This is a genomic window from Pseudanabaena sp. PCC 9330 (genome assembly GCF_055795045.1).
On record NZ_JAYFES010000070.1, the window covers coordinates 38,441 to 62,313 of the forward strand.

At 55.3% G+C, this 23,873-nt stretch carries 17 protein-coding genes and 1 pseudogene; 9 read left to right on the forward strand and 9 right to left on the reverse strand.

Annotated features, from left to right (window positions below):
* Positions 1-168 precede the first annotated feature (168 nt).
* The 4 genes from AC0QKW_RS04925 to AC0QKW_RS04940 all read left to right on the forward strand — a co-directional run bounded on the left by AC0QKW_RS04925 (position 169) and on the right by AC0QKW_RS04940 (position 4,266).
* Complete coding sequence (locus AC0QKW_RS04925; RefSeq protein ID WP_473149943.1) at positions 169-1,308, forward strand: glycosyltransferase; 1,140 nt, start codon at positions 169-171, stop codon at positions 1,306-1,308.
* Between the two features lie 289 nt (positions 1,309-1,597).
* Positions 1,598-2,206: an HpsJ-like protein, cyanoexosortase C-associated gene (gene hpsJ-C, locus AC0QKW_RS04930; RefSeq protein ID WP_473149944.1), complete on the forward strand. Its 609-nt coding sequence runs from the start codon at positions 1,598-1,600 to the stop codon at positions 2,204-2,206.
* 120 nt (positions 2,207-2,326) lie between these two features.
* Positions 2,327-3,118: a cyanoexosortase C gene (gene crtC, locus AC0QKW_RS04935; protein ID WP_473149945.1), complete on the forward strand. Its 792-nt coding sequence runs from the start codon at positions 2,327-2,329 to the stop codon at positions 3,116-3,118.
* Positions 3,119-3,552: 434 nt separating this feature from the next.
* A complete protein-coding gene (locus AC0QKW_RS04940; RefSeq protein ID WP_473149946.1) occupies positions 3,553-4,266 on the forward strand; it encodes a PTPA-CTERM sorting domain-containing protein in 714 nt (237 codons plus the stop codon).
* Positions 4,267-4,389: 123 nt separating this feature from the next.
* Here AC0QKW_RS04940 and AC0QKW_RS04945 read toward each other — a convergent pair whose 3' ends face one another.
* The gene (locus AC0QKW_RS04945; RefSeq protein ID WP_473149947.1) at positions 4,390-4,743 is read right to left on the reverse strand and encodes a hypothetical protein; all 354 of its coding nucleotides are present in this window, start codon (positions 4,741-4,743) and stop codon (positions 4,390-4,392) included.
* A 92-nt stretch (positions 4,744-4,835) separates the two neighbouring features.
* Here AC0QKW_RS04945 and AC0QKW_RS04950 point away from each other — a divergent pair, with 92 nt between their 5' ends.
* Both AC0QKW_RS04950 and AC0QKW_RS04955 read left to right on the forward strand, forming a co-directional pair.
* Positions 4,836-5,288, forward strand: a complete 453-nt coding sequence (locus tag AC0QKW_RS04950; protein ID WP_473149948.1) for an SRPBCC family protein — start codon at positions 4,836-4,838, stop codon at positions 5,286-5,288.
* Positions 5,289-5,293: 5 nt separating this feature from the next.
* Entirely contained in the window at positions 5,294-7,375 is a 2,082-nt protein-coding gene (locus AC0QKW_RS04955; RefSeq protein WP_473149949.1) for a DNA methyltransferase, read from the forward strand.
* On the opposite strand, the gene coaE is transcribed toward AC0QKW_RS04955, so the two are convergent.
* From coaE to AC0QKW_RS04975, 4 genes are all read right to left on the reverse strand, one after another.
* Complete coding sequence (coaE, locus tag AC0QKW_RS04960) at positions 7,325-7,918, reverse strand: dephospho-CoA kinase (RefSeq protein WP_473149950.1); 594 nt, start codon at positions 7,916-7,918, stop codon at positions 7,325-7,327. The genes AC0QKW_RS04955 and coaE overlap by 51 nt on opposite strands.
* Entirely contained in the window at positions 7,894-9,543 is a 1,650-nt protein-coding gene (gene cobA, locus AC0QKW_RS04965) for a uroporphyrinogen-III C-methyltransferase (RefSeq protein ID WP_473149951.1), read from the reverse strand. The genes coaE and cobA overlap by 25 nt, the downstream gene beginning before the upstream one ends.
* A 126-nt stretch (positions 9,544-9,669) precedes the next feature.
* Positions 9,670-10,356 (reverse strand): glutathione binding-like protein, encoded by a 687-nt coding sequence (locus AC0QKW_RS04970; protein WP_473149952.1) that lies wholly within the window; start codon positions 10,354-10,356, stop codon positions 9,670-9,672.
* A gap of 205 nt (positions 10,357-10,561) precedes the next feature.
* A complete protein-coding gene (locus AC0QKW_RS04975) occupies positions 10,562-10,795 on the reverse strand; it encodes a hypothetical protein (RefSeq protein ID WP_473149953.1) in 234 nt (77 codons plus the stop codon).
* 43 nt (positions 10,796-10,838) lie between these two features.
* Between AC0QKW_RS04975 and AC0QKW_RS04980 the strand changes: the two genes are divergently transcribed.
* The gene (locus AC0QKW_RS04980) at positions 10,839-11,417 is read left to right on the forward strand and encodes a DUF421 domain-containing protein (RefSeq protein ID WP_473149954.1); all 579 of its coding nucleotides are present in this window, start codon (positions 10,839-10,841) and stop codon (positions 11,415-11,417) included.
* Between the two features lie 193 nt (positions 11,418-11,610).
* Here the strand turns inward: AC0QKW_RS04980 and AC0QKW_RS04985 are convergent.
* The 4 genes and pseudogenes from AC0QKW_RS04985 to AC0QKW_RS05000 all read right to left on the reverse strand — a co-directional run.
* Positions 11,611-11,748 (reverse strand): annotated as a pseudogene (locus AC0QKW_RS04985) (S26 family signal peptidase); the annotation flags it as partial.
* Between the two features lie 200 nt (positions 11,749-11,948).
* Positions 11,949-13,037 carry a sensor histidine kinase gene (locus tag AC0QKW_RS04990; RefSeq protein WP_473149955.1) on the reverse strand — a complete coding sequence of 363 codons (1,089 nt, stop codon included), beginning with the start codon at positions 13,035-13,037 and terminating at the stop codon, positions 11,949-11,951.
* Positions 13,037-13,744: a response regulator gene (locus AC0QKW_RS04995; RefSeq protein ID WP_473149956.1), complete on the reverse strand. Its 708-nt coding sequence runs from the start codon at positions 13,742-13,744 to the stop codon at positions 13,037-13,039. The genes AC0QKW_RS04990 and AC0QKW_RS04995 overlap by 1 nt, the downstream gene beginning before the upstream one ends.
* A 261-nt stretch (positions 13,745-14,005) precedes the next feature.
* Entirely contained in the window at positions 14,006-14,752 is a 747-nt protein-coding gene (locus AC0QKW_RS05000) for an SIMPL domain-containing protein (protein WP_473149957.1), read from the reverse strand.
* A 657-nt stretch (positions 14,753-15,409) separates the two neighbouring features.
* Here AC0QKW_RS05000 and AC0QKW_RS05005 point away from each other — a divergent pair.
* Positions 15,410-18,025, forward strand: a complete 2,616-nt coding sequence (locus tag AC0QKW_RS05005; protein WP_473149958.1) for a cation-translocating P-type ATPase — start codon at positions 15,410-15,412, stop codon at positions 18,023-18,025.
* Between the two features lie 452 nt (positions 18,026-18,477).
* The gene (locus AC0QKW_RS05010) at positions 18,478-23,607 is read left to right on the forward strand and encodes an ATP-binding protein (protein ID WP_473149959.1); all 5,130 of its coding nucleotides are present in this window, start codon (positions 18,478-18,480) and stop codon (positions 23,605-23,607) included.
* Positions 23,608-23,873 lie beyond the last annotated feature (266 nt).

Genomic DNA, 23,873 nt, shown 5'->3' on the forward strand with positions numbered 1-23,873 from the left:
TCAGTAGAAAAGCCAGTTGGAACAATCTCCTGCCTAACTCAGTCTTTCTACGTTAAGGATAAGTTAATGGAACGCCAATGGTCGACTCTGTAGCAACCACTGCTGTTTGACGATTATCAGGCTCACTACCCAAAATTCTGTGCTTAGCCGCTATCGCTACCAAAACCAGTGAAGATTTTTTTTCTAGATCAAAGTGGCAAGCCCGGTGGTGCAGAGCTCTGCTTAGCAGATATTGCTTTGGCTTTCCACTCCTCCTGTTTAATCGGGCTGTTTCAAGATGGGGCCTTTAGAACTCGTCTTGAGAATCAAAAGACGCCTGTGCAGATTTTGGCCAACGGGAAATTGTCGGTGCGTAAACACAGCAGCCTAGGGGCGGGGCTAGGCAGTTTGGGGCAGTTGTTGCCTTTGGTGTTTAGCACGGCCCAGATTGCAGCTGACTACGATCTAATCTACGCTAACACCCCAAAGGCGCTAATCGTCGGTGCTCTGGCCAGCGCCCTGGCCCGTCGCCCCTTGGTCTACCACCTGCACGACGTTATTTCGCCAGAGCACTTCAGCACCACCAACCGTCGCCTGCTGGTAGGCCTGGCCAACCGCTTTGCCAAGCTCGTGATTGCCAACTCCGAGGCCAGCAAGGCCGCCTTTATCGCCGCTGGGGGGCAGGCCCACAAGGTGGCAGTGGTCTACAACGGCTTCTGTCCAGCTACCTACCAGGTGCCCCCAGCGACCGTAGACCAGCTCCGTCACGATCTCCAGTTGGCAGGCAAATTTGCCATTGGCCACTTTAGTCGGCTGTCACCCTGGAAGGGGCAGCATGTGCTGATCGAAGCGCTGGCCAGCTGCCCAGATAATGTAGTGGCCCTGCTGGTGGGCGACGCCCTCTTTGGCGAAGACGACTATGTGCAGCAGCTCCACGATCAGGTAGCTCGGCTAGGGCTCGGCGATCGCGTCAAATTTCTCGGCTTTCGCAGCGACATTCCTCAGCTTATGGCCGCCTGCGATGGGGTGGCCCACACCTCCACTGCGCCAGAGCCCTTTGGCCGGGTGATCGTCGAAGCTATGCTCTGCGGCCGGCCCACCATTGCCGCCCAGGCGGGCGGTGCCGTGGAGTTAATTGACCATGGTCGCACAGGCTGGCTCTGCCCCCCCGCCCACAGCGCCAAGCTGGCCGAGCTGATTGGCTACCTCTACCAGCAGCCAGAAGATACTCAGCGCGTGGCGATCGCCGGACAGACCCACGCCAGCCAGCAGTTTGACCTGGCCACCACCAATGGCCAGATTCAGACATTGCTGCGATCGCTAGCATAGGGCCAGTGCTTTCCCAGTGCGCCTCGTCTTTCTCCGCACACCTACCGCCGTGGTTAACGCATCCGGATATTTTCCGAGAAAACAGTCGAAACCTAATTCAACGGCTATGGGCTTGAGCATTTCTTAAAGCTTGGTCATCAACGAGAATTGGCGATTGCACCCTTCTATATCATGGCCGAAGAGTCAGGCACAGCCCCATTGCCTATGTATCTGTGCTGATGACCAAACTCGAGTTTGTATATAGAAACAGAAACAGCTCCTTAATCTCTACCTTTACAATTGCACCTCTATGGCTACCTTATCTGCCCGAAATACAAGCAATGCCAGCAATGCCAGCATCGCCAGCAGCCTTTGCCTCATCGTTGGGCTGGCCTGTCTCGCTGGTTTTGCGGTAGATCTTTTTATTCTTACCGTCCCTCCCAGCCCACGATCGATTCAGTGGCGCGTCGGCGTAATGCAGCAGGTGGCCGAGCGCAGCATCGTGCTGCTGTTTGGCATGGCCCTTACCTACTACGGCACCCTGGCGTCTCGTAGCTGGCGCAAGCTAATCCCTTACATTTGCCTGGCTATGGGGGCGCTGTTTCTGCTCTCAGGCTTGTTTGTGCTGCGCGACAGCAACAAGCTCCACCGCGAAACCATCGGCCAAATCGAAACTCAAGCCGCCCAGATCAAAACTCAGATTGAGCAAGCTACGGCAAACCCCCAACTCGCTCCCAACGTCACCCCCGATCAAATTCAGCAGGCCTCAGACCTGCTGGTCACCAGGGAGAGTGAGCTCAAGGCCAACACCAAGCAATCCATTCTCAAAGCTGGGGTGTCAACCGTTGGCAACCTGGTGGTCATTGGTCTCTCCTTTCTAGGTTTGGGGCTGTTTGGCAGCCGTACCGCTCGGTTCTAGTCAAGAAAGTCAAAAGGTAGCTCTATGGCATCCCCAAAAGCATCAAAGAGTACAATGCTAAGCCAGCTTCAGAGGGGCCTGCAGACTGAAGCTGGCCTGGTGGCCGTCTGGGTTGCCGTTATGGCTGTAGTCTACTATGGAGCTTGGGGCGGCCTCACCCTGACAAATAGCTCCATCAGTTTTGGCTTTATCGCCCTTGGCGCTAAATATATTTGGGATAGCAAAGCTCATCTCCCCCGACAAAATCAGTATCCAGAAGAGCGCTTTGTTGGCTATGCCCTGGCAACTTGCGGGCTGGCACTATTTTGGGCACTGCGATCGTCGGCATCGTTTCAATACCTAGCGCTTGTGATTGCCCTAGCTGGGTTGGCCCTGGCACTTTGGGGAGCAGGTTTTTTTGTTAACCACTGGTTTGCCAGCCTGCTGATCGCGATTGGCCTCTATCCCGACCTTATTTTTGTGGCCAATGCCCTCTGGCGCTTCGCTACTCCCCCCTTTATCCTCGAAAATTTGATGGGTAAATGGGCTGGGCAAGCGCTAAATTTAGTTGGCCAACCTGCCACCGTAGAAGGACGCTTCATTGCGACCGGCAATGGAGCGGTAGAGGTGGCTTCGGGTTGTAGTGGTTTAGCAATGGCTGTCTCGATGGCTGGAGTAGGGTTGCTCATGGGGATGTTCTTCCAGCAGCCTTGGACAAAAGTTTTGGCGGCGACTACGCTCGGTATTTTCCTAGCGCTTCTTATCAACATCCCTAGAGTAATGTTGCTAGCCTATGTGGTTGGCAACTACGGCGAAGGTGTCTTTAATTTTTGGCATGGCCCGTGGGGCGGTCAAATTTTTATGCTTATACTGTTCACACCCTACTACTATTTAGTGACGGCTTTTTTTGAAGCCAAGATCTCTAGCAAATAGCTCTCATGCACTACACTTACAGATCGATAAAAAACAAGTAAACCTTAAGCAATAAACCTACAATCTCTGAGAAATTACTTAAAGTAGAGGTATAGCAGGCCGAAGTGATTCGTGGAGGTATGACAGGCATTTTGCCTTTTCTGAGGGGATATCTGTCATGCTGATGTTCACAATTGACGCAGGGTTGTTATATGTCACCTAGTATCAAATTCTATCTGTGTACCCACAGCTTGCAGGGAAATTTCAGTGAAATACACCTACGAGATATCGGTTTTGAATCGAGGTTTTGTGGGTTAGATTAGGTGAAATTAGTCTTCTGGATTGTCAGGTTTTTTTAGGCAGAAATCCAGACCTCATTCATCTACCGCTAGTGCACTACCAAGTCAGTTCAATGATTATTTGTTTCAGTCTCTGAAGTTTAGTAGTTACTAACGATGATGAAAACCAATCCTTTACAAGTGCTGCTAGGGACAGGTGCTCTAGTCACTGTTGCACTCTCAACGGCCAACCCAGTCCACGCTTTTACACTGACAGTCGATACGGTCAATGCTTTTAGCCAAGTTGCAAACATTACAGAGGTCTTATTTGAGGGGGTAGTTATTTCCACCGATGTCACGAACGCTACTCCGTACACTGAAAATGGGGTGGTGTATAGTGGTGATGGCTTAATCACTAATGCGCCCAGCGTTCCCGGTCGTTACGCAGCTCCCCCTGCCAAGGGTAGCTACACTCAGGGCACTAACTACCTTACCCTGGGGGCAACACAAGAACCTGGTCCTATTTTCATCAAGTTGCCTTCCCTGTCTGATTATTTTGGGCTTTATTGGGGCTCGGTTGATACCTTCAACTCTATTCAGTTCTACCGAGGCGGCACTCTCGTCACGGGCGGCGTTTTCTCCGGTGCAAATATATTGCCCTTGCCAAGTGGCGATCAAAGTGCGCTCGGTGCTGTTTATGCCAACTTTTTTGCCAGCGACAGCAGCCAGTTTTTTGATGAGATTCGCCTGTTTTCCTCCAATGCTGCTTTTGAAACCGACAACCACGCTTTCCGGGCTATTCCTACGCCGGCGTTGCTGCCTGGTTTCATTGGCCTAGGCGTTGCCGCTCTGCGCCGTAAGAAAGACGAAACTGCTGAAGAAAACGCCTAGTTTTCCGAGCTGGTGGCTGGCTAAGACTCTCCCAGTGTTTTAGCCAAGCACTAGTCTTTATCAGTGGGTTCTCATCTAAGCCGCTCTTCGGGGCGGCTTTTTGTTGGTTTCGCGACAGTACCGTTAGGTTATTGCCTTGCCCACCGCACCCCACAGCAGCATCAAATTTCGGCTTCTTACAAAAGAGGGCGATCGCACAAGTTCACGCGATCGCCCTCCAATTCTCAACTCACCCTTATCTACCCAAGTTTGCCCCAGGCTAACCCGCCATCGCCACCGCCTTACGCTGGGGCCGCTTTCGCTCCGATTGCCGCACACCCCCGCCATCTCATACTCACGGCTATCGCGGCCAAACGTCACATTCACCCTGCTCAGCATCTGCTCCGACATCTCCCCATCCGTTTTTCCCTCCGGCAGCCTCAGACAGACGGCCCCGGCGTGAAAGGGCAGAGGGAGAAATGCGGGTAGAATTAGCACAGGTGCTGATGCAGGGTGGCCATCCCTAAGCGAGATTCGTCAGAATGGCGGCTCATCCTTCCCAACACTCCATCTAACCCTAGGGAAACACCATGAGTGAATGGCTCGATCACAGTGTTTTAGTCGATGTCGATGTGCCGGTAGAAGCCGCCTGGGATCTGTGGTCTGACCTAGAGCAAATGCCCCGCTGGATGAAGTGGATCGACGGCGTTAAGATCTCAGCCGACGATCCTGAAATTTCTGAGTGGCGGCTGGCTTCGCGGGGGCTAGAGTTTACCTGGCGCTCTAGAATCACCAACCTGGTCACCCACCAAATTATTCAGTGGGAGTCGATCGACGGCCTGCCTAACCGGGGGGCGATTCGCTTCTACGATCGCAAAGAAGGCCAATCTAGCGTTAAGCTCACCGTCTCCTACTCGGTGCCTGCCGTGATTAGATGGATGGATGGCCTATTTTTAGGCCGCCTGGTAGAGGCCACCCTACAGGATGACTTAAACCGCTTCCGCGACTATGCCCACGCGGCCAAACAGGCCTCGTCTACCTAACGGTCATGGGTCTGACGGCAGCACAGCTCACCCCCCTTTCTGCCGGGTTTCACCACAGCTGGCAGACGCTCACCGAAGCGCTAAGGCTGCTGCCGGGGAACGATCGCTGCCACTATGCGGCCTTGCTGCTCACCCGGCTGATTGCCGTGGTAGCGCTACAGCGGCGGGGCTATCTGGGGGGTGACGAGTGGTATTTGCACAACCAGTTTGGCCAGAGCCAGCAGCGGGGGCTCGATCAGTTTTTTGCTCAGGTCTTGCAGCCCCTTTGCCAGCAGGGCTTGACGCTGCCTGCCGAAGAACGCGCCCCGGCGTTGCAGCAGCGGTTGGGGCCGTTGCCCTTTGTGCCCAGGGGGCCGTTTCGGTTTGCCGAACTCGACCAGCAGTGGGGCCATGTGTCTTTGCCCGATGCCGCCTTTGAGCCTGCGCTCAACTGGCTGGCTGACTTGGTGGCGACTGCTGCTGGGCTGGAGGCCACCCTGGAGGTGCTGCTGGAGCAGGGGGTCAATGGCTACGATGGGGCGGCGATCATCACGCCAGAGCGGCTGTTAGATGGGCTGTGCGATCGCACCCTCCACGCCACCCTGCTCGATCGCGCCGCCGTCATCACTGGGCAGCACTACAGCTCTACCGATCGACTGCTGCAAGCCCTCTCCCCCAGCGAGGCTGGGAAGCTCTTGACCGAGCTGGGCCAGTTTACCCTGCTCGACCCAGCCTGCGGGTCGGGCCGGTTTTTGGTGGCGGCACTGGGGCATCTGGTGGCGTTAGCCGAGCGGTTGCGGGCGATCGCCAGCCAAAAATCTACCAAGACCATTCCCGACTGGGCCAAGCTGTCTCCCGAGCATTCTACCCTGGGCCTCTATCGTCACTTCGCTACCCACGCTCTCTATGGTCTCGACCTGTGGCCCCCGGCAGTAGAGCTGGCCCGACTCCAGCTGTGGCTGGTGGGGGTGCAGCACACCACTGGCCCGGCAGAGCTGACCAGCCTGCCCGACCTGACCCTGACCATACTGCACGGCAATGCTCTGGTCGGCCTAGTGCGGGTAGACGACGAGCGCTTTGATCAGGTACCTGCTAAGCGCGGCGTTAAGGGAACCCTGACTGACGACAACACCCCGCTCCAGGGAAACCTGCTCCAGCCGTTGATTGCCGACAGCTACCAGGCGATTTTGGCCGAGCGCCAGGTGCGGCTAGAGCACTACCGCAGCCAGACCGAGCTGCTGGCCGAGGTGGGCAGCGTGCCCGCCTATGCCCAGGCCGACTTTTTGCGCGATCGCCTCGATGAGCTCAACCACATTGCCCAGGGCAAGCTCACCCACCTGCTGTGGCGCGAAGGCAGCCAGCAGCTGAGTCTGCGGGTGCCCGACCCCGCTGGCCCCCGGCCCACCCGTCCCCTGAGCTTGCCCGATGTCGAGGCGGCTCAGCCCTTTCACTGGGGGTTTTACTTTCACCAGCGGCTGCGCGAGGGCGGTTTTGACATGGTGATCAGCCATCTGCCCCACGGGGCGATCGAGGCTACCCAGGCAGGCTTTGTCGAACGCTACGCCACCCTGTTTGAGCAAAAGCACGTCGCCCCTTCTACCTTTTTGCACAACCAGCAGTCGGTGCTCACCATTGACCCCGACCTCACCCAGGCCTGGGCCGAGTACCGAGGCGAGTTTGCCTGGCTCAGCCAGTATCTACGCCGGGCTGACGCCTACCCCCACAGCACCACCACCACCGAAGGCCAGGGCCAGAGCCGCCTCTACTGGTCGCGGCTGTTTTTAGAGCGCAGCCTGCAACTGCTGCGGCCCGGCGGTCGCTGCGCCGTGCTGCTCGACCCCTTTTGGGCGCAGGGCAACAGCGCTCCCCTGCGCCACTGGCTCCAGCGAGAGACAGACTTAGCCACCGTGCTCGACCTCTCCAACTACCAGGGTCTCTGGGGCAGCGCCCCGGCCCGCACTACCCTCTGCGCCCTCTGGCTGCACCACCAGGGGCCTACCCAGGGCAGCCCCTACCTCGCCTACGCTAAACCAGCTCAGGCCCTCGATCTAGAAGCCTTAGAGGGCTTGCTGCAGCGCCTGATCTACCCGGCAGAAGAGGGTCGGTAGATCGGCCGCATTATCGATCGCCACATCGGCCCGAGCGACTTTTTCTGTCAGGGGCATCTGGCTCTGAATGCGGGCATTGGCCTGTTCGGCGGTGAGACCGTTGCGGGCCATCAGCCGCTGGCGCTGGAGGGTGGCTGGACAGGTCACCACCCAGATTTCGCCCACCTGATCGGTCAAATTTGCCTCAAATAGTAAGGGAATCACCTGCACAACCGTCGAAGCCTCACCCAGCGCTGCCATCGCGGCGGCAAAGCACTGGCGCACCACCGGGTGAATCTGCTGCTCTAGCCAGGTTTTCTCAGCGGGGTCGTGGAAGATAATCTCCCCCAGATGGGCGCGGTTCAGAGTACCGTCTGCTTGCAGAATGGCGGGGCCGTAGCGTTCCACAATGGCAGCCAGAGCGGGAGAACCCGGCTCTACGGCCCGCCGCGCGTACACATCGGCATCCAGCACGGGCAGCTGATGCTCGCGCGCCAGATACTCCGCCACGGTCGATTTGCCCGTGGCAATGCCCCCGGTTAGCCCAATGATGCGCTGGCCCATGCGGCGATCGCCTCCGTCAACCCATCCAGCGTATATTCTGCGGGCTCAATATCGACTCGGCCCAGCCGCTCTCGGCAGGTGTCCGAGGTTTTGGGGCCAATGGAGGCGATCGCCACTCGGTCTAGAACGCTCCGCCATTGAGAACCCAACCCCTGTTCCAACAGGTAAGCCGTGTGCGTCACCGTCTTAGAACTGGCAAAGGTAATCACATCCACCCGCCTATGTTTCAGAGCCTCCAGCGCCTCGGGGTCAGGAAATTTTGGACAGCCCGACTCGTAGGCCGCCACCTCTACCACCTCGGCCCCCGCCGCAGTAAACTCTTGCACCAGCACCTCGCGCCCGCCGCTCTGCACCCGAGGAAAGAGCAGCCGCTGCCCCGCCACCGCCTCAGGAAAATGTTCTATCAGCGAATCGGCCACAAAGTCGGGCGGCACAAAGTCGGGCACCAGCCCCCGCTGTCGCAGCACCGCCGCCGTCTTGCGACCCACCACCGCAATTTTGAGCCCGCTCAAAGCCCGCAGATCCTGCCCCTGCTCTAGCAGCCGATCCACAAAGAAGTTCACCGCATTGGCCGATGAGAGAATCAGCCAGGAGAAGGTGGGGAGGGATGCGATCGCCCCATCCAGCCCGGCCCAGCTTGAGGGCGATCGCATCTCCAACGCCGGAAAATCTACCACTGTTGCTCCCTGGGCCGTGAGCAGATCAGCAAAGGCGCTAGATTGCTCGGCAGCGCGGGTGATGAGAATGGTTTTTTGGGTGAGGGGTAGGGGGTGGGGGCTGGGGGGGTGAGGGGATGAGGAATTGTGGTTTTTGGAGGTCGCTTCATCCCCTCCTCGGAGGGGTAGGGGTGGGTGGGTAGAGAACTTTGGATTTTGGATTTTGACTTTTGGATTGTGATCTGGAGATGGCCCCAAATATCGCCGCAGCCGCACCACTTCCCCAAACACCATCACACAGGGCGACAGCGTCTGCCCCCGCGTCACCTGGCGAATAGTGAGCAACGTGCCCTCCCACACCTGCTGCTGGGCGTGGCCCCCCCAGCGAATGATCGCCACCGGCCGGTCGCCCCGGCAGCCGTTGGCCCGCAAGCGGTGGACAATCTCATCTAGATGTCGGCTGCCCATCAGCACCACCAGGGTTTGCAGTCGCGCCAGGGTCGGCCAGTCGAGCAGGTCGGGGTCGTGGGCTGTAACCACGCCAAAGCCGTGGCTCCACACCGGGTCGGTGACGGGAATGCCCGCCAGCAGCGGAGCCGCCAGGGCCGAAGAGACACCGGGCACCACCTCTATTGGGCAGCCCGCTTCGTTGAGCGCCTGCACCTCGGCAGCAGTGCGGCCAAACACGTAGGGATCGCCGCTTTTGAGCCGCACCACCGAGCGACCCTCTCGCGAGAGTTGCACCAACAGCTGGGTGATCTCGCTCTGGGGCGGGCTGGGCTGGCCGCCACGCTTGCCCATGTCGATGCGATCGCACCCCTCGGGCAACAATTCCAGCAATTCCTCATCTACCAGGGCGTCATACACCAGGCACTCGGCCTGCTGCAACAGAGCGCACCCCCGCAGGGTAAGGTAGGCCAGGCTCCCCGGCCCCGCCCCCACGATATAGACCGTCCCCGGCTGAGTCATGATCAAAAACTACCCTGTCGCGTACCTTAGATGGTGCCTGCTCTCGCCCGATATCAATCCACGACATCTTCTGTATGAGAGAGTCGCCATGGGTCACCTCTCAACAGACTAGAGCCTGACAGAGCGCTAGCGGCGACCTTGACCAAACAAAATTTTCTTGGCTTCGTCGGTCATAGAGGCTGCGCTGCGCCAGGCGTCGGCCACTGCATAGGCTTGCTGCACCGCTGGCCGGGCTGCGATCGCCTCAAACCAGCGCTTTAGGTGAGGAAAATCGTCGATATTTTGCTGCTGGGCCTCGTAGGGCACAATCCAGGGGTAGCAGGCCATGTCGGCGATCGAGTAGTCGCCCGCAATAAACTCGCGATCTTTGAGCTGGGTGTTGAGCACGCCGTAGAGGCGCTCGGTCTCTTTGACGTAGCGGTTGATGGCGTAGGGAATTTTTTCGGGGGCGTAGATGCCAAAGTGGTGGTTTTGGCCCAGCATTGGCCCCAGGCCTCCCATCTGCCAGTAGAGCCACTGAAGCACGTTGGCGCGATCGCGCATTCCTGTTGGCAAAAACTGCCCGGTTTTCTCGGCCAGGTACTGCAAAATCGCCCCCGACTCAAACAGACTCAGGGGCTCACCGCCGTCAGCAGGCTCGTGGTCAACAATGGCGGGAATGCGGTTGTTAGGCGCAATGGCAAGAAAGTCGGGGGCAAACTGGTCGCCCTTGCCAATATTGATGGGCTTAACGGTGTAATCGACATCGGCCTCTTCGAGAAAAATGGTGATCTTGTGGCCGTTGGGGGTCGTCCAGTAATACAAGTCGATCATAGTTAACATCCTTAAATGTCGTGGGGATAGTGAGCCTAAGGAGATCTTTGGGTAAAGAGCCACCTCCATGCAAGGGCCTGCGCCCTCAGGAAGAAGCAAAATCCTTAGATGTTTTCCCTGTAGGAGGCATTCTAAGGCGATCGCATAGTCGGTCAGGGTTGTCATTGGTTCGGCCATAGGAGTGCCCAGCCATCGGTTGAGCGCTTCAACGCAGCAGCGCCAGAACTAAGACGATCAAAGCACCACAGAGCGAGAGGGCAAATAGAAGCAAATTGCCCACCCGACGGTTCAAAAGACCCACGGTGAGGATAACCACCACAAAGAGTAATCCTGCCAACAGATACATCTCTGTCTCTGTCGCCTGGTCAATCAGGGGATCCTGGGTATCGGCGCTGCCCCCAGATAATCGAGCGATCAACGGCATCAGCCATAGCATCATAGAGTGTCTTCCTTATAACCGTCGTGTCTGGCTGGCAAACCCTATGGTGAGCGATCTTTTGGCGAACGATCTATGGATTCCTGATATCTCGATTCTAGAGAAAATGGTTCGGCCAATTTTGGTCTACTTCTTTTTGCTGATGGCTCTGCGGCTGGGGGGCAAGCGCGAACTGGGGCAGCTCACCGGCTTTGACCTGGTGGTGCTGCTAATGCTCTCCAACGCGGTGCAAAACGCCATCATCGGCAACGACAATTCGGTCTCTGGCGGGCTGATTGGGGCCACGGCCCTGCTGGTGACCAATTATTTGGTGGTGCGTCTGGCCTACCGCCATCCGCGCATCGAGCGCCTGGTGGAAGGCCGGCCCACCCTGCTGCTGCTCGATGGGCAAATCAACGCCGAAAACCTGGCCAAGGAACTGATTAGCGAGGCCGAGTTTCGTGCGGTGCTGCGCCGCCAGGGGTTTGAAGATCTGGCCGAGGTCAAGGCCGCCATTCTCGAAACCAGCGGCAGCCTCACCGTGGAGCGGGCGACGGATCTGCCCACCCCCGTGGAGGCGGAGTTGCTTCAGCGCTTAGAGGGCATTGAGCAGCAGTTGCAGCGGCTGACTCACCCCCTGGCGTGAATCCAGGGTCGCCTGAGCCTATTGGATTTGGCCTTGCACAGCACTTCCTTGGCACCAACGATGGATTTACTGACGGGTGAAAGGGTGCGGGTGCGGCCTGGGATACAGCTTCAGGTTTGTTACCACGGGGGAGATCCCCCGGCGATCGGAGGGCCAGGGCGGACAATGCCTTCACCCAAAGAGAGGGCCAGCCTTACCCGCCGCTCAGCTCACCCAGGCGATCGAGGGGCCAAAACCGAAACACCGCCCGCCCAATCAGGTGATCCTGCGGCACAAAACCCCAGTAGTGGGAGTCGAAGCTCTCGTTGCGGTTGTCGCCCAGCACCAGGTAGGCCCGGCGGAACCGATAGCGCAACCATCGCAAACACCTCAGTGAGTGATTTCCCCTCACTGTAGGGAGTCTGCGTGGCTAACCTGTGGCTAGGCTGTGTCAATCTGGGCCCATACCCCATCCGATCAGGTGAACCCCGAATTTATCATCGGCACCCCCGATGCCCCTACACATCGGGGACGTACAGGTGGGATTGGGGATCACGCCTGGGGCAGGGAAAAGCGAAAGGTGCTGCCCTGACCCAGGGTGCTTTCCACTTCGATGTGGCCGCCGTGGAGCTCGACCAGGCGTTTGGCGATCGCCAGACCGATGCCGGTGCCGCCCGCCCCAGAGGTTTGGGCCTGGGGCGATCGCCAAAACCGCTCAAAGACGTGGGGCAGTTCCTCCGGGGCAATGCCGATGCCGGTGTCGGTGACCGCAATCCAGACCTGGCTGCCCTGGGCCTGGGCGCTGAGGGTAATGTGCCCCTGGCGGGTGTGTTTGATGGCGTTGCCCAGCAGGTTGACCAGAATTTGCTCCAGGCGATCGCCGTCGGCCAGCACCGGGGCCAGATCGTCGTCGCAGCGCCAGCCCAGCTGGGGGCCGTCTTCGGCGATCTGGCTATCGAAGCGCAGCAGCAGCTTGTCAAACAGGGGGGGGAGCGCGATCGCCCGGAGATGCAGCGGCAGCTGACCGGCTTCGGCCTTTGATAACTCTTGCAGGTCGTTCACCAGGCGCTCTAGGCGACGGGTTTCGCGCACCAGCAGGTGGGTGGTTTCGGAGGTGAGCGGCTGCAACGCGGCCTCCGACTCCTCCAGGTAGCCCCGTACAATGGTCAGAGGCGTTCTCAGCTCGTGGGTCAGGTCTTCGATCAGCTCCCGCCGTCGCTCTTCCACATCCTGCAAACTCAGGGCCAGGCGGTTAAAGCTGCGGCTCAGCCGCGCCAGCTCCGGAATCTCGCTGCGGGGCACCTGCTCGGACCAGTTGCCCGCCGCAAACTGGCCGGTAATGCGCTCCATTTCGGTCAGGGGCTGGGTGATGCGGCGGGCCACCCAGTAGCTCAGCGCCGCCGCCGTCAGACCGCCGACCACCAGGGCCAGAGCCGTGCTGCCACTCCAGGCGTTTTCAAACCCCGACAGCAGCTCTTCCCGCAGCTCGTCCACCACCCGCCCCACGCTGGCCAGTTCATCCAGGTGGCCCGAAAACAGGTGATGGGAGGCCGCCCGGCTGATCACCACAAAACTGCCCACCCCCACCACCATGACCACCAGGTGAGAGAAAAACAGCCGTCCCCGGAGCCCTACCCGCATCAGGCCTCATCCTCAAACTTGTAGCCCATGCCCACCACGGTTTTGATGAACTGGGGCTGCTTGGGGTCGATCTCAATTTTTTTGCGCAGGCGGGCCACGTGGGTATCGACCACCCGTTCTTCGCCAAAAAAGTCGTTGCCCCAGAGCTTTTCCACCAGGTAGGCGCGGCTCCAGGCCCGGCCCGGATGGCTGAGAAAGGTGGCCAGCAGGTCGAACTCGATGGTGGTCAGCTCTAGCTCCTGGGGGTGGCCATTCACCAGGTGGATGGCCATGTGGCGATCGAGATCGACGGTAAAGTGGGCGGTGCGGTACAGCTGGCTCTGGGCTTCCTGGCGCAGGCTGCGGCGCAGCAGGGCGCGCACGCGGGCCACCAGCTCGATGGGGCTAAAGGGTTTGACCAGGTAGTCGTCGGCCCCGGTGGACAGGCCAATCACCCGGTCAACGTCTTCGCCCTTGGCGGTCAGCATCAAAATATAGGGGTCGTAGGTGCCCGCCGCCTTACGAATGCGGGTGCAGACCTCGATCCCGTCGAGGCCCGGCAGCATCCAGTCGAGGATGACCAGCGGAGGCTGGTGGGTTTGCACCTGGCGCAGGGCATCGGAGCCGTCGGGGCTGTGCAGGCAGGCAAAGCCTTCTTTTTCGAGGAGCTGTCGAACAAAGCGGGCAATCTCGACCTCGTCTTCCACGATGAGAATAGTTTGCGCCATGGCCTACCCTGAGGGCTGATCGGTAGCTGTAGATGCCAATACCCTAGCACTGTGCAGCCCAGGCTAGACCGGCCGCTGAGGGGCCGCCAGATCAACCCAAGTGCGGGATCAGCCCGGCATCGAAACCGCTCCGGCACCCTGGTGGTGCAGGGCCAGGGCATTGCCGAGGTGATGGCCACGGGGCTGCTGACCGAGATGGGCAAGCTCGGCAGGGCGCTGCAAACCGTGAAGCTTCCTACTGGCGATCGCCCCACCATCCTCTCATTCCAGGGTAAAGGTAACCGACACTACGGCGGTGATGTCTTTGTCGATGGAGCTAGTGTCGTAGACGCCGTAGTCGCTGACATCGGTGGAGTTGCGCGAGGTAATTTGAAACACCCCCGTATTGGCGCTGCGCACCTCACCCACCCTGGCTCCGGTGCTGTCGGCGATCGCCTCTGCCCTGGCCTTAGCATCCTTCGTGGCCTCGGCCACCATCTCAATCCGCACCTGGCCCAACTGCGTGTAGAGGTACTGGGGCGGCTCAGACACAATATTGATATTCTCATTGAGCAACTCCGCCGCCTGCTGAGCGAGTTGGGTGTAGCGATCGACATCCTCGGCACGCACCTCAAACCGCTGGGTTAACCGATAGGCCACAATTTGGCCGGTATCGCGACCGTTGGCATCCACCGCTGGAATGGCGTAGGACTCGATCGCCCCTGGCGTAATCGCTGCTTCGGGTACCTGCTTGGCTTGAAAGTAAACCCCCAGGCGATCGGTCTGGCGCTTTAAATCTTGGTAAGCCTCCTGGGCTGTCGGGCGCTGGCTAGACACCGATACCCGCCAGATCATGGCGTCTGAGCGAATGGGCCTTTTGGCCGATCCCGTGACCACCAGCACATCGTTGGCCCGCTTAAAATCGCGAATGGCCTGGCCCCCAATAAAGGAACTGACTACGAGCGCCAGAGATAAGGCCACTAAACCAGCAAACAATTCTGGAAAAGATTTTAGGGAAAAGTCTTTCATGGGAGCCTCCGCAGCGAAGAAATCAGTCCCAATTGGTCACAATAGCGTTGAATTTATCTTGGACGTTCCTAGAGGAAAGGCGCGATCAACCGTTGGTCTGGCTCTATTACCATCGCCTCTGCACCCAGCGTCTCAACGTGCGCCCCAGACTGCGCGACAAATGCCTCAAACTCTATTTTAAAGACAGAATTTTTGCCCATAGGCACAATGCCACAAGACAAAACAATTCGGTGTTTTGGGCTTGAGCCCACCGCTGAAAGCCTTGTGTAGGACCAACCGCACCCGGCCCTCTACGATGTCGATCGCCGACGGGGGAGCCGCAGGCACCAGAACGCTTGCCGCGCCATCGGCCTGCATTCGCTCTGGCAGAGCTTGCCCCGGCGACGCCACGATTCCCCACGGTAGAAGCTGGGTTTACCAAACCGATGTCAAAGCTGAGTCATTGCGGTTGCACGACGGTTTCCCCCATGGTGCGGGCGCTGTCGTTTAGCCCCGGCGGCAAAGAGCACCACAGCAACAGCGGCCTTAACCCGGCTGGCTAGGGCTACATTCCCCCCGCTTGGGTCTTCACTGTGCAAATAATTCCAACGAAACTACGCTTTGACAAGCGGCTGCGGCACTGTTGAGGAATCTCGATTCACGGTGGGAGTCAGGGCCATGCTGTCAGCGGATCCTCAGGCCTGGGTGGGGTTGTCGGCATCGGAGGTGGCGGAGCGGCTGGGGCGGGAGGGCTATAACGAGCTGCCCAGCACCGAGCACCGCACGTTCTTGGCTCTGGTGCTGGAGATTGCGCGGGAGCCGATTTTTTTGCTGCTGGTGGGCTGTGGTGCCATCTATTGGATCTTGGGCGACGCCCAGGAGGCGCTGATTTTGCTGGGGTTTGTGCTGTTTATCGTCGGCATCAACCTGTACCAGGAGCAAAAGACCGAGAAATCTCTAGAAGCGCTGCGGGATCTGTCTAGCCCCCGTGCCCTGGTGATTCGCGATGGTGAACGGCGGCGCATACCGGGCCGCGAGGTGGTGCGGGGGGATCTACTGGTGCTGGCGGAGGGCGATCGCATTCCTGCCGATGCCCTGCTGCGCTGGTCTACCCACCTCACCGTCGATGAGTCGCTGCTGACTGGGGAATCGGTGCCCGTACGCAAGCGCGAATCGGCGAGCGAAACCCGGCTGTCCCGGCCCGGCGGCGACGATCTGCCCGCCGTCTTTTCCGGCACCCTGGTGGTGCAGGGCCAGGGCATTGCCGAGGTGGTGGCCACGGGGCTGCTGACGGAGATGGGCAAGATCGGCAGGGCGCTGCAAACCGTGGAGCCCGAAGACACCCGCCTACAAAAGGAAACTCGCCGGGTAGTGGGGCGGCTGACCTGGATTGCGATCGCCATCTGCGTGGCCGTCGTCGTCATCTACGGCGCTACCCGAGGTGACTGGCTGAACGGGGTGCTGGCGGGGCTGGCCCTGGCCATGGCGATCTTGCCCAACGAAATTCCGGTGGTGCTGACGATCTTTCTGGCCCTGGGGGCCTGGCGGTTTTCGCAGCAGCGGGTGCTGACCCGGCGGGTGCCCGTGGTGGAAACCCTGGGCTCGGCCACGGTGCTCTGCGTCGATAAGACCGGCACCCTGACCCAAAACCGGATGGCGGTGCAGCAGTTGTTTGTGGAGCGCGACGAGTTTGACCAGCCGCGCCCGGCCCTCTACGATGTCGATCTCCACGGGCGCGAGCCGCTGCCCGAGGCCTTTCACCGGCTGATCGAGTTTGGCATTTTGGCCAGCCGCCGCGACCCCTTCGACCCCATGGAGAAAGCGCTCCAGCAGGTGGGGGATGACTACCTGGCCACCACCGAACACCTCCACGGTGACTGGCAGATACGCCAGGAATATCCCCTGTCGCGGGAGCTGCTGGCTATGTCCTGCGTGTGGGAGTCGCCCCAGGGGGAGCTGACCGTGGCGGCGAAGGGTGCCCCGGAGGCGATCGCCGAACTCTGCCACTTTGACGGCGATCGCCAGCAGGCCCTCGCCATCCAAATCCAGGCCATGGCCGCCGAGGGGCTGCGGGTGTTGGGGGTGGCGCGGGGGCGCAAGGCGGCGGGCCACCCCCGCACCCACGACGCGGTGCTCGATGACTCTGACCCGCTGCCCGACAGCCAGCACGCCTTTGAGTTTGAGTTTGTCGGCCTGGTGGGCCTGGCTGACCCGGTGCGGCCCACGGTGGCCCCCGCGATCGCCGAGTGCTACCGGGCGGGCATTCGCGTGATTATGATTACCGGCGACTACCCCGCCACTGCCCGCACCATCGCCGAGCAGATCGGCCTCACCCCCACTACCGAGGTGCTCACCGGCCCAGAGCTAGATCAGCTCAGCCCCGAGCAACTCCAGAGCCGCATGGCCAGCGTGAATATCTTTGCCCGCGTGGTGCCGGAGCAGAAGCTGCAACTGGTCAACGCCCTCAAGCAGCGGGGCGAAATCGTCGCCATGACTGGGGATGGAGTCAACGATGCCCCCGCCCTCAAGGCCGCCCACATTGGCATTGCTATGGGCGAACGGGGCACCGACGTGGCCCGCGAAGCGGCGGATTTGGTGCTGCTCGACGACGACTTTTCCGCCATTGTGGCCTCGGTAACCCTGGGCCGCCGCATTTTCGACAACCTCAAAAAGGGCATGGCCTACACCCTGGCGGTGCACATCCCCATCGCCGGGATCTCGCTGATTCCGGTGATCTTCCAGTGGCCCCTGGTGCTGATGCCCATCCACATCGCCTTTTTGCACCTGATCATCGACCCCGCCTGCACCATTGTGTTTGAGGCCGAACCGGCGGAGGCAGACGTGATGCAGCGGCCCCCGCGCCCCCCTAGGGAACCCCTGTTTAGCCGCCGCACCCTGGGCCTGGTGTTGCTCCAGGGGCTGAGCGTGCTGGCGGTGCTGGTGGGGGTATTTGCGATCGCCTACTACCGGGGCCAGGGCGAGTTCGATGCCCGCACCCTGGCCTTTACCACGCTGATCATCGCCAACCTCAGCCTGATTCTCACCAACCGCTCCTGGTCGCGCCCGGCCCTGGCCACGTTGAACACGCCCAACCCGGCCCTCTGGTGGGTGCTAGGGGGCGGCGTGGTGTTTTTGGGGCTGATTCTCTATGTGCCGCTACTGCAAAATCTGTTTCGCTTTTCGACACTACACCCCGTTGACCTGGCGATCTGCGTCGGGGCAGGGGTGCTCAGCACCCTCTGGTTTGAGGTACTGAAGCTGTGGCCCCGCCAGGGCAAGAAGCGCTTTGGTTAGGGCTGACCCAGGGGATGCCGCAATGGGTGTCTGGGAGCTGGCGACCTGATGAGTGACGCCTGTTGTGGAACAAGATGTAGCGACGAATCGGTCAGTACAGATTTCCTCTATTGAATTCGAGGAAAAATTGGAAGGTATACGGATCTTGTCTGCCTATCTACCCCTGAGAGGGCTAATATGCAGATTATTCGCCGCCTATCTACCCCCTGGGGGTGATTATGCAGCAGATAATCTGCCTATCTACTCCATAGTAGGGTATAGGCAGATTAGAGCAGTCCAATAAGTTGTTATCTTGCTCCGCACAGAGATGTTGCACTCGTAGTTGAAGGTTGCTTGTTTGGAACCCGTCAGATTACGCAGGAATCTCTGAAATGTAGTTCTTCAGGGCGCTCCATGGGGTGAAAAGCTAAGATAAAGAGGTTAAGCCCAAGAAGACGAAATACTGAAGCTCAATGCCAGAACCAGCAAAACAGCAAAGCAACCCCTTTTCTACGGGAGGCGGTGGAGTAAATTTTGAAACACGGGTTCAAGCAGCCTTTACCGTTCTTATGCTGTCGGGTCGGCTTGCGCCCTGCCTACCACCATTTCCAATTACAAAAATAAAACTTCAAGGGCGCTATGCGGGTTTTAATACTGATGATTTTATCGTGTTTGCCAAGCAGCCAGAAACAGAGAGAGAAGTAAGGCTACTAGCTCAAATCAAGCACGACATTAGCATCACAGCGAAAGGTGCAACTTTTGCTGAAGTCATCCAAAGTACCTGGAATGATTTCAAGGACGAAAGTTTCAATCCTAGTACCGATGCTCTCGCTCTTGTCACAGGTCCTCTAAGCGCAACTGACATAAACGATGTGCGACCTATTCTGGAATGGGCAAGACACTCTGCAAATGAAGAAGAATTTTTTGCCAAAATTAATACTTCCAACTTTAGTAGTGATGCAAAAAGGAAAAAGTTGGAAGCGTTCAAGACGCACTTGAAGACGGCTAATGGTGAAACGGATGTTTCTGATAGTCAGTTCTGGGAATTCCTAAAAGCCTTTCATCTCATCGGTTATGATTTAGATACAGAGTCAGGGAGCACATTATCCTTACTTCATTCTCTAATTGCTCAATATTCAAATGAAGCTGCATCCTCTTTATGGACGAGAGTTGTTGATGCTGTTCAAGTTGCCAACCAAAATGCAGGAACTCTCACATTAGAGACTTTACCAGCAGACATCCGCACTTCATTTAGTACTGTTAGTTCCTCCAGCTGGTCATCAGATGTCACCAAATTTAAAGAACATAGTAACTATATTTTGGGTGGTATAAGGACTACTGTTGGTGGAGTTCATATTGAGCAACCGGATGTATTCTCTGAACTGCTCAGTTTGACTGAGACTTCTAGCTTCGTTTTTGTTGCCGGAGAGCGTGGTACTGGAAAATCTAGCTTGATACGAGAATTTTCAGACTATATAAGTAACAGTGCTCCTATATTCTGTCTGCGCACTGAGGACTTAGAGCAGTCCCATCTTGACAATGTTTTTTCAGCAATGGGCTTAAGAAGTTCACTTCGTGATATAGAAGCAGGCTTCGCTTTAATGCCCAAAAAATACTTAATCATTGAGTCGCTGGAAAAGCTACTTGAGTTAGAGAAAACCACAGCGTTTACAGACTTGCTTCAGTTACTAAGCAAGCATCAAGGTTGGACTGTGATTGCTACTGGTCGTGACTATGCGTATCAACAAATAATATTTAACTATCTTCAGCCTTTTGGAGTTAACTTTCAAACACTTACATTAAACGGTTTTAGTAATGATCAAGTTCAGAATCTATGCGGACGACTTGAACCCTTGCAAAAAATTTCTGAAAATCCGAAGTTGAAACCATTGCTAAAATCGCCGTTTTTTGCAGATTTAGCATACAGAGTTCTTCAAACTGGAACGGAATTTACGTCTCAGGATGGTGAAAAGGAGTTCCGCATTGCAGTCTGGCGAAATGTAATTGCTAAAGAACAAGATCGAGCAAATGGAATGCCGCTTAAGCGAAAGCAAGCATTCATCAATATCGCAGTCAGTCGAGCTAAGCAAATGGTCTATGGAGTTCCTGAAGCTGATTTCGATAGTGATGTAATATTCAAGCTCGAAGAAGATAACTTAGTTCGTCGCGATTCCACGAATAATCTTGTTAGTCCATCGCATGATGTTCTAGAGGACTGGGCGCTTGACCAATATATTGAGGATGCTTATCGAAAAGATTCAGGTAAAATACAAGATTTCCTTGATGCAATCGGTCATGAACCCGCAATAAACCGTGCATTTCGCTTGTGGCTTCATCAAAAGTTAAGGTGCGGCGAGAATGTTGATGATTTTGTGCGCTTTGTTCTTACTAGTCAAGATATCCAGAGCTATTGGCAGGATGAAACTATTGCTGCGATACTTCAAGGCGATAATCCAGATGAATTCCTCAGTTCTTTAAAAGATCAGCTTTTTTTAGACGATGGAAAACTTCTGAAACGTTTTTGCTTCATTCTCCGAATAGCTTGCCAAACACCAGATCAAATATTTACTTCCAAAGTCAAACAAAGTGATGATAGATCTTTGGTTGATACCTTACTTCTTAAACCCTATGGTCAAGGCTGGAAAGCCATGATTTGTTTTCTATTTGAAAACAGAGATTCTTTATTTGAGGGTTTAATACCACATGTAACAGCAGTCCTAAATAATTGGTCTTCTCTATTAAATTTAAATCAAGACCTATCATTACCAGTTCGTGAAGCAGGGTTACTAGCTCTTTACCTCTTAGCTCCTCTTAAGGAATCATACAGAGATGATGGCGACAGAAAAAAACTGCTTAGTATCATTATAAAAACCATTCCAGCAATACGCAAAGAATTTTTAAGACTTTTAGAAACTGATGTTTTTGTGGATAAAGCTGATGAACGATCGCGCCGACCACATTATGTTGAAGAATTTTGCAAAATGGCGTTTCAAGGAGTTGAAACCGCTTTCTTTTGCAAGTACGATCCAGATAGTCTAATCAAACTATCACGCTTTGAGTGGCTAATTAGAAAATCTAAGAAAGGGCGTAGTTACCGTTACAGTAGCACCATAGGAGTAAACCATTACTTTCACCTTCACGAGCATCGGTACGAGTTTTTCCCTGCTAGTGGAGCTAAAGGTTCATTCCAACACCTTTTACGTTTCCACCCAAGAAAAGGCTTAGACTTTATCTTGGAACTACTGAATATTGCAGCAGAAGAGTATGCTTATTCAGACTTAGATGCACCAGATCGCTATTCATCAACAGAACGCGATCCCTCTGAGCCAGTATTTGAACCATTGACTATCCAGTTAAATGATGGGACAAAAATTCAGCAGCATTACTCTGGTCGCCTATGGGGTGCATATCGTGGACATTCTGTAACTCCTTATTTGTTGCAGTCTGCTCTCATGGCACTTGAGAACTGGCTAATCGCATACGCAGAGTATTCTGAATCAGACCAGCTAGAGTGGCTATTCGACTACATTTTGCGAAATAGTAACTCTGTCATGCCTACAGCAGTTTTGGCTTCTGTAGCAACCGGTTTTCCTACAAAAGTTGGGAAATCTGCACTGCCACTTCTACAAACTGCTGAGTTGTATCATATGGATCGGAGCCGGATTGTTCATGAACGAGGTGGCAATGAAGCTAATTGGCATTCTGGTTTTCAAAGAGATGCACTGTCTGAACTTTACGCTGACGAGAGACGCACTGCTGCTTTGCGCTCGTGGCGAACGGAACATTTAGAGACGCTGATCGTACGTCTTCAGTTTTCAGAGTGCAGAAATGAGGCACTTGCTGCTATTGATCTGCTACGTGCATCTGAGCCTCAAGATGAAACGACAAGATTCCTCTTACATAGGATTGATAGTCGTGGTTGGAAACCTGTAGAGGATAAAGAGAATAATAGAATTATTTTTGAGCCTAAAGATTTAGAGCCTGACCTACAGGATATTCAGCAGCAAGCTCAAGAAAAGCTGCTAATACAAAACCGCTTCTCTGCGCTTTATGTTTGGGCAAGAAAAACCTTTGAACACGAACTGCTAGAGAATGAATACTATGCGACGTGGCATGAGGCACTTGCTGAGGCAAAAGAGCTATTTGAAGAACTCCAGTCCGGGGCTGTTGGTAATCTAGCAGCAATGTATTTTGGTGCTGTTGTCACTGCTGCTGCTATTTTTATTCGAGACTATTCAAGTGAACTGAATGAAGAAGATGCTTTGTGGTGTTCTAAATTCATAACTCAAGCAGTTACAGCGAATGCAGATTCAGACAATACAACTGCAATTGCAGATGCAACGGATCACGATGGGGCATCTGCTGCTGCATCTGTTCTTTCAATTTTGTTGGATTTTGCTTCTGAGGTTCAGGAGAAATTTCTTGTTAAAGAATTAATTGCTATTGCGCTAACACACATTAATGAAAATGTTCGGCATAAAGCAGCAGAGGGTGTCAGAAATCATCTTTGGCAAAGAGATTCTGAGTTTGCACAGAAATGTGTTATTGGAGCACTTGAGTATGCCCGTTTTGAGCAAGACCAAGATAACCGATTTGCAAAAAGACGAATATATAGCTTAGAGGGTGCTGATAGAGAGGCTGAGCTTACTAAGCTGCAAGAAAAGAAAGATGAATTCCGTAAACGATTTGCAAGCGGTGAGATTTTTAGCGAGCTTGAACAAATAACCCTTCAAACCTATAGCCATTGGTATCTTTTAAGCCCATGTTTGATGATGCCAGATGGCTCAAGAGAATCTAGTCATATCAAACTGTTGTCTAACATGCTGAATCTCTTCTTTGAATCTGAGCAGCAAGAACATACTCATAATTCTGAAAGAGAGGAGAACTTGGAAATTCATTACAAAATTAGACTCGCTTTCACAGAGCGTTTTGCAAAGCATGTATTCTGTCTGCAAGATTCAACTTTTCAACCCTATATCGAATCCCTAATAACAGGTTGCGATATGGCACCTGAATTCATTGATTATTTAGCTTTGCAAGTGGCTGTTATTGCCGAAAGAGCAAATAAGAAGGAAGTTTATTGGCAACTATGGAAAGAGCTATCGCCGAGATTGCAAGAGTTGGCTATCAGTCTTGCTGCCAGTGAATCTAGATCTAGGCATCAGGACAGCAGGCGAAAGTTAATTCGTAATATGTTACACGCTGATACGCCTTGGCAAAAAGTTGATTATGAGAATCAGGACGTTGTACTTGGGAAAGAGTTGCTACTTGAATTCGTCAAAAATGCTGGAACTAATCCAGATGTGTTTGAAGCATTAGCCTCACTTATGTATCACTTTCGCTCAATCTTCTTTGAGCCAGGAATACACATTCTCTCCAAACATCAAAGAGAACAAGGTGGAACTCGTCTATTTTCAGGGAGAAACACTGCGTTCTATTTGGAAAGAGCCATTCAATATTTTCTACAGGTCGATCAAGTGGGTCCTTTATCAAGAAATTTGCATGAGTCATGTTTGGTTCTGCTCAATGCAATTGTCGAAACTGCTTCTTCAAGAGCGTATTATCTCCGAGAACATCTTATTCGCTCTCGGAGAATACTGTGAGTCTAGCTTGAGTTTTACAAGTAACAGTTATTGTTGTAGAAATTATCTCCGATGTATATAGTGATTGGGGTGTTGGCGGGGAGAGCAAGATAACAAGTCGCTGCACCGGAACGCCGCGAGTTGGTTGGTTGAGTTGCAAAGGTTATCTATGTCCGGTGAGCTTGGTCGTTATCCAGGGTAAGCGCAAGAAAAATAGGACTGTGACATGCTAGGGGCCTTCTATCGCTGCGACCTTTAGTGAGTCCCCATGAGCCAAGGCTTTGCTC